General features: G+C 55.7%; 11 protein-coding genes. 3 read left to right on the forward strand and 8 right to left on the reverse strand.

Annotated elements, in window-relative coordinates; all coding sequences use genetic code 11:
- Positions 1 to 283 precede the first annotated feature (283 nt).
- Complete coding sequence (locus tag WFN87_RS22495) at positions 284 to 2,452, forward strand: YgiQ family radical SAM protein (protein WP_336983827.1); 2,169 nt, start codon at positions 284 to 286, stop codon at positions 2,450 to 2,452.
- 116 nt (positions 2,453 to 2,568) lie between these two features.
- Positions 2,569 to 3,231, forward strand: coding sequence for an HAD family hydrolase (locus WFN87_RS22500; RefSeq protein ID WP_336983842.1), 663 nt, complete (start codon positions 2,569 to 2,571; stop codon positions 3,229 to 3,231).
- Positions 3,232 to 3,271: 40 nt separating this feature from the next.
- Here WFN87_RS22500 and phnE (WFN87_RS22505) read toward each other — a convergent pair whose 3' ends face one another.
- From phnE (WFN87_RS22505) to yqhD, 6 genes are all read right to left on the reverse strand, one after another.
- A complete protein-coding gene (phnE, locus tag WFN87_RS22505) occupies positions 3,272 to 4,153 on the reverse strand; it encodes a phosphonate ABC transporter, permease protein PhnE (protein ID WP_008460938.1) in 882 nt (293 codons plus the stop codon).
- A complete protein-coding gene (gene phnE, locus WFN87_RS22510; protein ID WP_442892792.1) occupies positions 4,150 to 5,019 on the reverse strand; it encodes a phosphonate ABC transporter, permease protein PhnE in 870 nt (289 codons plus the stop codon). The genes phnE (WFN87_RS22505) and phnE (WFN87_RS22510) overlap by 4 nt, the downstream gene beginning before the upstream one ends.
- Positions 5,020 to 5,120: 101 nt before the next feature.
- Entirely contained in the window at positions 5,121 to 6,062 is a 942-nt protein-coding gene (gene phnD / locus WFN87_RS22515; protein ID WP_008460942.1) for a phosphonate ABC transporter substrate-binding protein, read from the reverse strand.
- A gap of 35 nt (positions 6,063 to 6,097) precedes the next feature.
- Positions 6,098 to 6,940 carry a phosphonate ABC transporter ATP-binding protein gene (gene phnC, locus WFN87_RS22520; protein ID WP_336983829.1) on the reverse strand — a complete coding sequence of 281 codons (843 nt, stop codon included), beginning with the start codon at positions 6,938 to 6,940 and terminating at the stop codon, positions 6,098 to 6,100.
- 225 nt (positions 6,941 to 7,165) lie between these two features.
- Positions 7,166 to 7,993 (reverse strand): 2,5-didehydrogluconate reductase DkgA, encoded by an 828-nt coding sequence (dkgA, locus tag WFN87_RS22525; RefSeq protein ID WP_008460946.1) that lies wholly within the window; start codon positions 7,991 to 7,993, stop codon positions 7,166 to 7,168.
- A 103-nt stretch (positions 7,994 to 8,096) separates the two neighbouring features.
- Positions 8,097 to 9,260, reverse strand: a complete 1,164-nt coding sequence (gene yqhD / locus WFN87_RS22530) for an alcohol dehydrogenase (protein ID WP_166995200.1) — start codon at positions 9,258 to 9,260, stop codon at positions 8,097 to 8,099.
- A 187-nt stretch (positions 9,261 to 9,447) separates the two neighbouring features.
- On the opposite strand from yqhD, the gene WFN87_RS22535 reads away from it, so the two are divergent.
- Complete coding sequence (locus WFN87_RS22535; protein ID WP_008460951.1) at positions 9,448 to 10,335, forward strand: AraC family transcriptional regulator; 888 nt, start codon at positions 9,448 to 9,450, stop codon at positions 10,333 to 10,335.
- Positions 10,336 to 10,395: 60 nt separating this feature from the next.
- On the opposite strand, the gene yghB is transcribed toward WFN87_RS22535, so the two are convergent.
- On the reverse strand, positions 10,396 to 11,055 hold the full coding sequence (gene yghB, locus WFN87_RS22540) for a DedA family general envelope maintenance protein YghB (RefSeq protein WP_008460953.1): 660 nt from the start codon (positions 11,053 to 11,055) through the stop codon (positions 10,396 to 10,398).
- A gap of 176 nt (positions 11,056 to 11,231) precedes the next feature.
- On the reverse strand, positions 11,232 to 12,419 hold the full coding sequence (gene metC / locus WFN87_RS22545) for a cystathionine beta-lyase (RefSeq protein WP_166995202.1): 1,188 nt from the start codon (positions 12,417 to 12,419) through the stop codon (positions 11,232 to 11,234).
- Positions 12,420 to 12,586: the final 167 nt, after the last annotated feature.

The following is a 12,586-nucleotide window of genomic DNA, read 5'->3' on the forward strand; positions in this document are numbered from 1 at the left end:
GAAAGTGGGGGTGATCGACCTGAAGAATAAGTCGATCACCATGGGTAAAGGATGTTAAAAAGTGTTCACCATGTCTGCGAACACCTGTCTACCATGTCCCCGGACTGTACAAAGGGAGAAGGGATAGCATGGGACTCTACGCAGAGTCTTTTTCCCCTCGCCCCTTTGGTGAGAGGGCCGGGTGAGGGGCGTAAAACACCGAATAACCCTTCAAAGATTACTGCTAATAGGCGTATAATCGCCGCCCTTTTGTTCATTTCTACATCATCTCTTCGGAAATATTATGAGCGTCAAAAGCCTGATCCAGCCGGAACGCGAACTCTTTTCATGGCCTCAATACTGGGCCGCCTGTTTTGGTCCGGCACCGTTTTTACCCATGTCTCGAGCGGAGATGGACGAACTCGGCTGGGACAGCTGCGACATCATTCTGGTCACCGGCGATGCCTACGTGGATCACCCCAGCTTTGGGATGGCCATCTGTGGCCGTATGTTAGAGGCGCAGGGTTTCCGTGTCGGTATCATTGCTCAGCCGGACTGGTCTTCTAAACAGGACTTTATGCGCCTCGGCAAGCCGAACCTGTTCTTTGGCGTGACCGCCGGGAACATGGATTCGATGATTAACCGCTACACGGCGGACCGCAAGCTGCGCCACGACGATGCCTACACGCCGGATAACGTGGCAGGCAAGCGCCCCGATCGTGCTTCTCTGGTTTACACCCAGCGCTGCAAAGAAGCGTGGCGTGATGTGCCGGTGATCCTCGGCGGCATCGAGGCCAGCCTGCGCCGTACCGCGCATTATGATTACTGGTCTGATACCGTGCGCCGCTCGATTTTGGTTGATGCCAAAGCCGATATGCTGATCTTCGGCAATGGTGAACGTCCGCTGGTGGAAGTGGCGCATCGTCTGGCTAACGGAGAAGGGATCGCTGACATTTGCGACGTGCGTAATACCGCCATCATGCGCAAAGAAGCGATGCCCGGCTGGGCAGGCGTCGATTCCACCCGGCTTGATACGCCAGGAAAAATCGACCCCATTCCGCATCCTTACGGGGACGATCTCCCCTGTGCCGACGGCAATAAACCGAAGGACAAGAAGGCGGATGAAACCAAAGCGGTAACCGTGCAGCCGCCGCGACCAAAGCCGTGGGAAAAGACCTATGTTCTGCTGCCGTCCTTTGAGAAGGTGAAGGCCGATAAGGTGATGTATGCCCACGCTTCTCGGATCCTGCATCATGAAACTAACCCCGGTTGCGCCCGAGCGCTGATGCAAAAGCACGGCGATCGCTATATCTGGATCAACCCTCCGGCAATCCCGCTTTCTACCGAAGAGATGGATAGCGTGTTCGCGCTCCCTTACCAGCGTGTGCCTCATCCTTCCTACGGCAAGGCCCGCATTCCGGCCTATGAGATAATCCGCTTCTCGGTGAACATTATGCGCGGCTGCTTCGGCGGCTGCTCTTTCTGCTCCATCACCGAGCATGAAGGCCGCATTATTCAGAGCCGATCCGAAGATTCCATCATCAGCGAAATCGAAGCGATGCGCGACAGCGTGCCGGGCTTTACCGGCGTGGTGTCCGATCTCGGTGGCCCAACGGCCAATATGTATATGCTGCGCTGCAAGTCGCCGCGCGCGGAGCAAACCTGCCGTCGCCTGTCGTGCGTTTACCCGGAAATTTGCCAGCATATGGACACCAACCATCAGCCGATCATCGATCTCTACCGCCGTGCCCGCGATCTGCAGGGCGTGAAGAAGATCTTGATTGCCTCCGGCGTGCGTTACGATCTGGCGGTTGCCGATCCGCGTTACATCAAAGAGCTGGCCACTTACCACGTGGGCGGTTATCTCAAAATTGCCCCGGAGCATACCGAAGAAGGGCCGTTGTCGAAGATGATGAAGCCGGGGATGGGCAGCTATCATCGCTTTAAAGAGCTGTTCGATACCTATTCGAAGCAGGCTGGCAAAGAGCAGTATCTGATCCCATACTTTATCTCCGCGCACCCTGGGACGCGTGATGAGGACATGGTGAACCTGGCGCTGTGGCTGAAGCAGCATCGGTTCCGCCTCGATCAGGTTCAGAACTTTTATCCGTCGCCGCTGGCTAACTCCACCACCATGTATTACACGGGTAAAAATCCGCTGAGTAAGGTGAACTACAAAAGCGAGGATATCGTTGTGCCTCGCGGTGACCGCCAGCGCCGCCTTCATAAAGCTCTGCTGCGCTATCACGACCCGGCTAACTGGACGCTGATCCGTGAGGCGCTGGAGGCGATGGGGAAAAAGCACCTGATTGGCGGCAGACGTGAATGCCTGGTGCCTGCCCCGACCCTGGAAGAGATACGTGAGGCCCGCAGGCATGCTCGTCACGCCCGCCCGGCGCTGACGAAACATACCCCGCTTGCGCACCAGCGCCGTCCGGCAGCAGCAGGAAAGAGGAAGCCGCATGTGAAGTAACCCGTGCTTTCATGCCGCTGTCATTTTTTTCTGCGACAAAGAGGAGTGGGAATCCCTGCCCGTCGGGTCTGGTGCTAAGCTGCCCGGCGGCCTCTTTGCTGAAATGAGAAATGAACATGTCTAACCCGCTGTACGTTTTTGACCTCGACCACACCCTGATTGACGCCGATTGCAGCACTCTCTGGAGCCGCTTCCTTTCTCGCGAAGGGCTGATCAAAGACCCTGATTATCTGGCCAAAGAGCACAAGCTGATGCTCGACTACCAGCGTGGCGAAATGAACATTCACGAATACGTTGGCGTCACGCTGGCCCCGCTGGCCGGCATGACAGTTGCCGATGTCGATACGCTGGTGGCTCGCTGCGTAGAAAATGATGTACTGCCGCTGGTTTACCCGGAGGCGAAGCGCCTGATTGAGCAATTACACGCTCAGGGCCAGCAGATGATGATCATCTCTGCGTCGGTCAGCCTGCTGGTGAAGGCCATTGCGCCGCGGCTGGGCATTGAACACGCCATCGGTATCGACCTGGTGACCGGCAATAACGCCTACACCAGCGTGATAAGCGGCGTGCCGAGCTATCAGGCAGGTAAAATTACCCGTCTGAAGGAGTGGCTGACGGTGAACCCCGAATACAGCGGAGAACTGACGTTTTATACCGACTCTATTAACGACCTACCGCTCTGCCTTGAGGTCGATAAAGTGCTGATGGTAAATCCTTGCCAGAAGCTTGCGGCGCAGGGCGCTCGCTACGGCTGGCAAACGCTGAGCTGGTCTTTATAGCGAAACCGGGGCATGGTGAAAACCGTGCCCCGTTTAGGCGTTATTGCGGAGAATACAGCGGCACCGGCTTCCCGGTGATATAGCGGCGGCGCAGCCAGGCAGAAATAGCATCCATCGCCATTACCACGCAGACCAGAATCAGGGTGATAAACATCACCACGTCCCAGTTCCACAGCCGCATGTTCTCGGCATAAACCAGGCCGACACCGCCCGCGCCGACAAAACCCAGCACCGCCGCTGAACGGGTGTTGGACTCAATCTGGTACAGGCTGAGGGAGAGAAACGCCGGGAACGACTGGGTGAAGATCCCGAAGCGGTGCTTCTGAATGCCTGCCGCGCCCACGGCGGTTAATCCCCGGCTCGGAGAGCGTTCTACCGCTTCGTGCCCCTCGGCATACAGCCTGCCCAGTAAGCCGGTATCCTGCATGATAATTGCCAGTACGCCAGCCAGCGGGCCAAGCCCCACGGCGCGCACAAATATTAGCCCCCAGATTGCCATATCCACGCCGCGCAGCAGGTCGAACAGGCGGCGCACCAGCAGCGCAATGACCCTTGCCACCGGGCCCTGCATGATATTGCGGGCGGCAAAGAACGACAGCAGCAGCGCCAGCACAGTGGCGGTTAGCGTCCCGGCAAAGACAATGGCGAGCGTAATAGCGATTTGCGAGAAGTAATAGGCGAACGGCCAGTTAACAAAGTCATGCCAGACAAACATACGCAGGAAATAGCGCCCGAGCTGAGCGATGCCGGTCAGGATTTGCCCGGAGTCGATGCCGAAAGTGAAGAAAAACCAGACGTAGTAGCCGAGGATGGCGGCGGCCAGCAGGCCGATGTGACGCAGATAGCGTCCCTGCATCCGGTAAAGTTCGCGGTGCTGCTCGCGGCTTTTAGCGATATCCGGTGTTGCCTGTGAAATGCTCATTTTTTCCCCTCCAGAACCCAGCGGCGCAGCCTGCCGGACAGGACATCGAGGATGGAAACCACCACGATAATCAGCAGCAGCGTGATGCTGACCTGGTCGTAGCGGTCGAGTTTAATGTTGGTCATCAGCTCCTGGCCGATCCCGCCCGCGCCAACGAGGCCGAGAATGGTGGAGGAACGGAAGTTAATTTCAAAGCGCATAAAGCTGTAGGACAGGAAGATCGGTTTCACCTGCGGCCACAGAGCGAAGCGCACGCGCTGAAGTGGCGTGGCACCGCAGGCCACCAGGCCGCGCACAGGTTTGTCGGACGCGCTTTCGATGGCTTCGTAAAACAGCTTGGTCAGGCTGCCAATGGTGTGCAGGGCCAGCGCCAGAAACCCCGGAATAGCGCCGATACCAAAGGCCATCACGAACATCACCGCCCATGCCAGCTCCGGCATGGTTCTCAGGAAGGCAACTGAAGCACGAACGCCGAAGCGCACGGCGGGCGGTGTCCAGGTATTACCGGCGGCCAAAAATGCCAGCACAGCGGCAATGCAGGTCGAAATCAGCGTCGACGCCAGCGCCAGCTGCAGCGTTTCCCAAATCAGCGGCAGCTGAATCGGCAGGCGGTATCCCCAGTAGGCCAGCGAGCCTTTGGTGTGGACGTCGGCCAGCAGAACCGGGAGGTGCAGCGTCGGCAGGGTTTCGAACATGTAGTCGAGGAAGTTTGGCAGCGATTGCCAGATGGTGGTCAGGCTGAACTCTGCGATATGACCGGCGGTAAGATACAGGACTACCAGCAGCAGGGACCAAATCAGGGTATCGCGCTTCTGGCGCATTCTGACCTGGTGATAGTAACGCTCAAATTCCGTATTCAACATCATCACTTATTATCCGGTTTGTTTCCGGTGACGGGTTGCCCCGTCCTGATAAAAAAGCACCCAGGCAGGCTGCCGGGGTGCGATTTTTATGCGGTGGGCGTCAATTAGCGAGCGCTAACCAGCTCACGCTTCATGTCGATGATCTGCTGGAAGTCAGCCACTGACGCCGGGCCGATGTGCTGGGTGCCGCCCATCGCCTTCACAAAGCAGCCGTGATCTTCTTTATCCAGTTTTTTCACCGCATCCACCACTTTGGCCTTGAAGTCAGCTGGCAGCTTGTTGCTGACCAGGATCGGGCCGTTCGGGATCAGTGGTGAGGTCCAGATGATGCGGATCTGCTTCATCAGGTCAGGGTGATCCATACGGATCAGGCGGTTAAATGCCCCGGCGGTGTAGCCGTCGTTATAGTCGCCAACCATGGAAGCCCAGGTCACCGCGCCAGCAAACTGGCCGTTCAGCACGCCCAGGATGTCCTGTTCGTGGCCGCCGGAGAAGGTGACGCTGGAGAAGAAGTTGTTGTATTTGTTGTCCGCGGTGCCGCCGAGTTTCTGTTTGAACTCGTGGTTCGGGATCAGATAGCCAGAGGTGGAGTCCGGATCCGCGAAGCCGAAGGATTTGCCTTTCAGATCTTCGATGGTTTTGTACGGACTGTCGGCTTTCACGATCACTACGGAGTGGTAGCCGCGGGACTGGTCCTTATCGTCAACCGCGATGCCGACGATATCCACCGCTTTCGGGTCGTTCATGTACACCGAAGCGTAGGAAGAAGGAGACATGCTCAGCACCAGGTCGACTTTACCGCCGATCAGGCCCTGAATAACGCCAGAGTAGTCAGAAGAGTTACGCAGTTTAGTGTCGACATTCAGTTCTTTATCCATGAACTGCTTCACACACTGGTTATCACCAATTTGCTGGGTCGCATTCTGCCCGCCGAGGATCCCGAGGTTCAGTTCGCGCGGCTGGTCAGCAGCCATAGCGTGGCCTGCAATCACAAGGCCAGTAATCACTGCGGATAAACGTAATGCGCCAGTCAGTTGCTTTTTCATTATCATTGCCTGTGTTGTATCAATTGGAGAGAGAATTAATGCACTTGATTGATTTCATCGCCGTACAAGAGATGCAGCACGTCGTCCGTTAACATCGACGGATGACCGTCAAACACGATATTTCCTTTTGCAACCCCGATAACGCGGGTGCAGTACTCTTTCACCAGCTCGATGGAATGCAGGTTCACCATCACGCTGATGCCTTGCTCACACACTTCACGCAGCACTTTCATGATGCGTTGGGTATTTTTCGGGTCGAGTGAAGCCACCGGCTCATCGGCCAGCAGAATGCTTGGGTTTTGCATCAGCGCGCGGCAAATAGCGACGCGCTGCATCTGGCCGCCGGAAAGGTTCTCGGCGCGCTGCAGGGCGTGGGGCAGCATGTTCATCCACTTCAGAAGCGAAATAGCGCGGGCGCGGTCTGCTTCAGGGAAAACCTTAAACAAGGATTTCAGCGTGGAGGTCTGGCTCAGGCGACCCAGCAGGACGTTAGTCAGCACGTCCAGTCTTGGCACCAGGCAGAAGTCCTGGAAGATCATGCCGCATTCGGTGCGCCACTGGTTCAGGGCGCGACCGCTGAGTTTAGACACATCGTGCGGCATCCCGACTTCCGGAAAGCTGAGGATCTCGCCCGACGTGGCAGAATGCGTACCGTTAAGAATATGCAGCAGCGTAGATTTACCTGCGCCTGAACGGCCAATCACGCCCACCAGTTCACCGGCATGCAGGTCGAAGTTAATGTCGTGCAGCACGGTCTGGTGTGCGTTATAGGCCTTACTCAGACTCTTAACGCTCAGGACTTTACGCCCCGGCGCGGGCGCAAACTGCGGCAGCGACTCCAGGTCAGAGTTGGTAACTACGGCAAGGGATCTGTTCATAACCATTCCAAATGAGTTAGCGAAGCTGGCCCTATTTATCGTGGTGTTGTGTGACTTTTTGATTACGGCTAAAAGAACAAATAATGAACGCCAGGAAAATTCACGTGACGATCAAACGGATGTGTTACACGTAGAAAGCGCTGGGGCAGGGGGTGTGCGGGAAATAAAAAACCACCCTGCGGGTGAAGGCGAAGGTGGTTTTGGGGACGAAAAGAGAAGCCGGATTTAGCCGACAAACACGTCCGGGTCTGGCCCAAGGCGTTTGCCGCTGTCGAGCTTCGCAATTTCAGCCAGTTCTTCTTTGTCCAGGCGGAAGTCGAACACGTCAAAGTTTTCAGCAATACGGGCAGGCGTGACCGATTTAGGGATAACCACCAGCCCGCTATCGAGGTGCCAGCGAATCACCACCTGAGCCGGGGTTTTACCGTATTTGTCCGCTAAATCACGAATGATTTTCTGATCAAACACGCCTTCACCGCCCTGGGCCAGCGGGCTCCAGGACTCGGTCTGGATTTTGTGGGTCGCGTTCCAGGCGTGGAGCTGGCGCTGTTGCAGCAGAGGGTGCAGCTCAATCTGGTTGATCACCGGGCTAACGCCGGTTTCGTCGATCAGCCGCTGGAGATGATTAAGATTGAAGTTACACACCCCAATACTCTTCGCCAGTCCCTCTTTTTGCAGCTCAATCAGCCCTTTCCAGGCTTCGAGATAATGATCTTTACTCGGCACCGGCCAGTGCAGCAGGTAGAGATCGACATAATCAAGCTGCAGTTTTTCAAGGCTGTCTTCCAGCGCCTGGCGGGGCCGCTGCTGGTCGCTGTTCCAGAGCTTGGTGGTAATAAACAGATCGTCACGCGCAATGCCTGCGCTTTTCAGCGCGGCACCTACGCCGTCCTCGTTTTTGTAGGCGGCGGCGGTATCAATGGAGCGGTATCCCACTTCCAGGGCTTTCTCAATGGCCGTTCTGACCTGGTCGTTGCTGGCCTGCCAGACACCGAGCCCAAGCTGCGGCATTACGTTGCCATCCTGGAGCTTGATTAAGGTTGGATGAGTCATGCGTACCTCCTTAATAGTGCGAAAAACACCGGGCAAGCCCGGTGTAAGTTTTGTATTAAGTCTAGTCGAAACTCAGGCGATCAAATCGCTAACCTGGATTCTCTTAGCGCGCGGCTTCGTAAATGCGGCGGCTAACGTCCAGCGTAATGTCCTGATGTTCGCCCAGCTTAGTCATGCCTTTTTCTTCCAGTTTCACCAGCAGAGCAGGGATGGAGCTGCCGTCCAGGCCGTAGGCGGACAGGCGAGTCGCGGTGCCCATTTTCTCGAAGAAATTGCGGGTTGCTTCGATGGCCGCATCAATACGCTCTTCTTCGCTGCCGGAGGTGATGTTCCAGACGCGTTCTGCGTATTGCAGCAGTTTGGCGTGCTTCTCGTTACGCTTTTCATTCATCAGCGAAGGCAGAACCACCGCCAGCGTTTGAGCGTGATCCAGGCCGTGCATCGCGGTCAGTTCGTGGCCCAGCATGTGGGTCGCCCAGTCCTGCGGCACGCCAGCCCCGATCAGGCCGTTCAGCGCCATTGTTGCAGCCCACATAACGTTCGCACGCACGTCATAGTTTTCAGGATCTTTCAGCGCTTTCGGGCCGTCTTCGATCAGCGTCAGCAGAATGCCTTCCGCAAAACGATCCTGCACTTTGGCGTTGACCGGGTAGGTCAGGTACTGCTCGATGGTGTGAACAAAGGCATCCACCACGCCGTTAGCAACCTGTTTAGGCGGCAGGGTGTAGGTGTAAACCGGATCCAGAACCGCAAAGACAGGCTGCACGAAGTCAGACATGAACGCCTGTTTGTCGCCGGTAGAGCGGCGGGAAACCACTGCGCCTTTGTTAGATTCGGAGCCGGTGGCCGGCAGCGTCAGCACGGAACCCATTGGGATCGCGCTTTTCACGTCGCTACCGCGGGTCAGCAGAATGTTCCACGGATCGATATCCTGCGGATAGTGCGCCGCAGCGGCGATAAATTTAGTGCCGTCTAGCACGGAGCCACCGCCGACTGCCAGCAGGAAAGTCACGTTTTCTTTACGCGCAATCTCTACGGCTTTCATCAGCGTTTCGTAAGACGGGTTAGGTTCGATGCCGCCAAACTCCAGCACGTCGAGGCCTTTCAGCGCGTCTTTAACCTGGTCCAGTACGCCAGTTTTAATCACGCTGCCGCCGCCGTAGGTAATCAGTACGCGAGCGTCTGCTGGGATCTGGTCACGCAGTTCTGCCAGGGAGCCTTTACCAAACAGGATGCGGGTTGGGGTATGAAGATTGAAGTTATTCATGATGGGTTTCCCGTTCGTTAGATGAGTCACATTGCTAAATCTGATGGTGCCTATTGTGGTCCGCCACGCTGCCTCTCTCAATGCATATTCCTGCCTTTATCTTGCCTGTTTCTCCAAATGACTGGAGAAATCGCAGAATCCATCGTACACTGTAAGCCGGATAAAAAGCGCCGTGGAGACGTAAGAAATGAACCGCCAGGCTATCTGCCAGCAGCTGACGGATAAAATCAATCAGCTGATTTTAAAAGAAAAGAGTGATGTATTTTTTGATGGCGTACGGCTGATGTACGGCACCAAGCCGATGGCGCGTACCCCGGTCATGTACGAGCCGGGCATTGTTTTTCTCTTTTCGGGTCATAAAACAGGTTATCTTAATGACCGCGTATTCCGCTATGACGCCAATGAATACCTGCTGCTGACGGTGCCTTTACCCTTCGAGTGCGAAACTTTTGCGACGGCAGACGTACCGCTCGCCGGGATGCGTGTGAAAGTGGATATCCAGCAACTGCAGGATTTGCTGATGGACATCGGAGAAGACGATCTCTTCCGTCCGCAGTCCTGTACCGACGGGATAAATTCTGCCGAACTGTCGGAAGAAATTCTTTGCGCTGCAGAGCGGTTGCTGGATGTATTAGAGAGGCCTCTCGATGCCCGAGTCCTGGGCAAGCAGATTATCCGTGAGATCCTTTATCACGTTTTGACGGGCCCAAGCGGCGGGGCGCTACTGGCGCTGGTAAGCCGCCAGACGCATTTTAGCCTGATCAGCCGCGTGCTGCGCCGGATTGAAAACCAGTACACCGAAAACTTGTCGGTGGACCAGCTGGCAGCCGAGGCTAACATGAGCGTTTCTGCGTTTCATCACAACTTCAAGTCGGTGACCAGCACGTCGCCGCTGCAATACCTGAAAACTTACCGTCTGCATAAGGCAAGAATGTTAATGCTGCATGACGGTATGAAGGCAAGCGCGGCGGCTATCCGCGTGGGCTACGAGAGCGCGTCTCAGTTTAGCCGGGAGTTTAAACGCTATTTTGGCGTGACGCCGGGGGAAGATATGGCGCGGATGCGGGTTATTTAATGAGGCAAAAGCGAAGAGCGAATAAGTCGGGCTTATCCGCTCTTTCTTCATCAAGCAGGGTTACGCGGCGCTAACCTTTTTTTTCAGCACCACAAACACCGTGCCGACCAGGCCCACAATCAACAGAGCAACCGGCAAAATCATCAGGAAGGTCATCACCTGATCTTCATGGCGCTTAACAAAGGGGATCATGCTAAGCGCGTAGCCCAGGCTAATCACAACGCCGACCCACAGCAGGCCGCTTAGCCAGTTAAAGAACTGAAAACGGCGGTTGCTGAGGCCTGAAATTCCCGCCATGGTAGGCAGCAGAGTACGAACAAAGGCCAGGAAGCGGCCCGCGAGCAGCGCCAGTAAACCGTGGCGGTCAAACATTTGCGTGGCGCGCTGGTGGTACTGGGTTGGCAGCTGTTTCAGCCAGCCTTTAACCGTGCGGGTATTGCCGAGCCAGCGCCCTTGTAAATAGCTAAGCCAGCAGCCCAGACTGGCTGCGATGGTTAAAATCACCAGCGTCGGTACAAAGCCCATCACGCCTTTGGCGATCAGCGCTCCCGCGAGCAGCAACAGGCTATCGCCCGGCAAAAATGAAGCAGGAAGTAGCCCATTTTCCAGGAACAGCGTCGCAAACATAACGCAATAGACAATGCCAATCACATGGGGGTCGGCCAGCGCGGCAAAATCGTGATGCCAAAGCGCCTCGACAATATTTTGTATAACAGCCATAGGTATTCCTGTGGAACCGCTTATTGAGTTCGCCCCGAGTATTACACCCGCAACTTAGGCTCACCTTAATTTCTACACATTGTACTGCTAAAATCTTCTCGACACCTTGATCCCAGGCTCAACAAAATCCCGATAATGGCAAAAAACTGTTCCACGATTACCGATAAACGGATTTTTTAGGCAATACGCTGGAAACCCGCTTCCAGATCCGCCATCAGATCGTCCACGTTTTCCAGGCCAATATGAAGGCGAACCAGGGTGCCGCTAAAGTCGACGCCGCCTGCCGGGCGGATCTCCGCCAGCTCATCGGGCTGATTAGCGAGAATAAGCGATTCATAGCCGCCCCAGGAATAGGCCATGCTGAAATACTCGAAATGATTGAGGTACTGTTCATACTCTTCATCACTCAGCCGCTTTTTCAGCACAAATGAGAACAGCCCGCTGCTGCCCGTAAAGTCACGTTTCCAGTATTCATGCCCTTTGCTGCCGGGCAGCGCTGGATGATTCACGCGCTCAACCTGCGGATGCTGTGCCAGCCATTCGGCAACTTTTAAGCTACTTTCTTGATGCTGACGCAGGCGAACACCCAGGGTCCGAATACCGCGGCTGGTCATATACGCGGTGTCTGCATCCAGCATTTGCCCCATCAGATAGGCATTCTCGCGCAGCTGATCCCAGCATCGGGCATTGGATACCGCGGTGCCAACCATCGCATCCGAATGGCCAATTAAATATTTGGTTCCCGCCTGAATGGAGATGTCGATGCCGAACTCCAGCGCTTTAAACAGCACGCCAGCCGCCCAGGTATTGTCGATCATGATGATAGCGTCGGGGGCAACGCGCCTTACCGCTGCGACAATCGCCGGAATATCGTGGACTTCCATCGTAATGGAACCGGGGGATTCCAGAAAAACGACTTTGGTATTCGGCTGAATCAGGCTGGCAATATCGGCACCAATCTCCGGCGCGAACCAGCCAGTGCTAACCCCAAGCTTTGAGAGAATTTTGGTACAGAAATCCTGCGTTGGTTCATAGGCCGTTTCGGTCACCAGAACGTGATCGCCCTGTTCAACAAAGGCCAGAATTGTATTAGCCACCGCGGCGGCGCCGCAGGGAAAGAGGGCACAGCCCGCGCCGCCCTCAAGTTCACACATCGCTTCCTGCAACGAGAAATGGGTCAGCGTGCCGCGACGGCCATAGAACAGCTCGCCCTTAGCGCGGTTAGCGGTGGCCTGCTTTTTGGCCTCAACGCTTTCAAAGACGAGGGAGGAGGCGCGCTGAATCACGCTGTTAACCGAACCCTGAGTAAACTTCTTGCTGCGCCCGGCGTTGACCAGCGCCGTTTCGATGTGTTTTTCCGCCATTTCCGCTTCCCCGTCTAACCATCTGGATGTCTGGACGTAAATTAACACAGAATGGGCAAAGGGCATCATGGCGTTTTCTCAGGTTGGCGAAAAAAGTCATCATTTCGCCAGGTGGGCGCTTTTCCTGCGTAAGCGCAAGGAATGCTTCAACAATTTCCGGCAGTCTG

Origin of the sequence: Cedecea sp. AS113, assembly GCF_037152415.1 — a bacterium.
Taxonomy (GTDB): domain Bacteria; phylum Pseudomonadota; class Gammaproteobacteria; order Enterobacterales; family Enterobacteriaceae; genus Cedecea.

Bases quoted from the DNA above. Each gene is read 5' to 3' on its own strand.
- WFN87_RS22495 (WP_336983827.1), top strand. From the start codon at position 284: ATGAGCGTCAAAAGCCTGATCCAGCCGGAACGCGAACTCTTTTCATGG.
- WFN87_RS22500 (WP_336983842.1), top strand. From the start codon at position 2,569: ATGTCTAACCCGCTGTACGTTTTTGACCTCGACCACACCCTGATTGAC.
- phnE (WP_008460938.1), bottom strand. From the start codon at position 4,153: ATGAGCATTTCACAGGCAACACCGGATATCGCTAAAAGCCGCGAGCAG.
- phnE (WP_442892792.1), bottom strand. From the start codon at position 5,019: ATGATGTTGAATACGGAATTTGAGCGTTACTATCACCAGGTCAGAATG.
- phnD (WP_008460942.1), bottom strand. From the start codon at position 6,062: ATGAAAAAGCAACTGACTGGCGCATTACGTTTATCCGCAGTGATTACT.
- phnC (WP_336983829.1), bottom strand. From the start codon at position 6,940: ATGAACAGATCCCTTGCCGTAGTTACCAACTCTGACCTGGAGTCGCTG.
- dkgA (WP_008460946.1), bottom strand. From the start codon at position 7,993: ATGACTCATCCAACCTTAATCAAGCTCCAGGATGGCAACGTAATGCCG.
- yqhD (WP_166995200.1), bottom strand. From the start codon at position 9,260: ATGAATAACTTCAATCTTCATACCCCAACCCGCATCCTGTTTGGTAAA.
- WFN87_RS22535 (WP_008460951.1), top strand. From the start codon at position 9,448: ATGAACCGCCAGGCTATCTGCCAGCAGCTGACGGATAAAATCAATCAG.
- yghB (WP_008460953.1), bottom strand. From the start codon at position 11,055: ATGGCTGTTATACAAAATATTGTCGAGGCGCTTTGGCATCACGATTTT.
- metC (WP_166995202.1), bottom strand. From the start codon at position 12,419: ATGGCGGAAAAACACATCGAAACGGCGCTGGTCAACGCCGGGCGCAGC.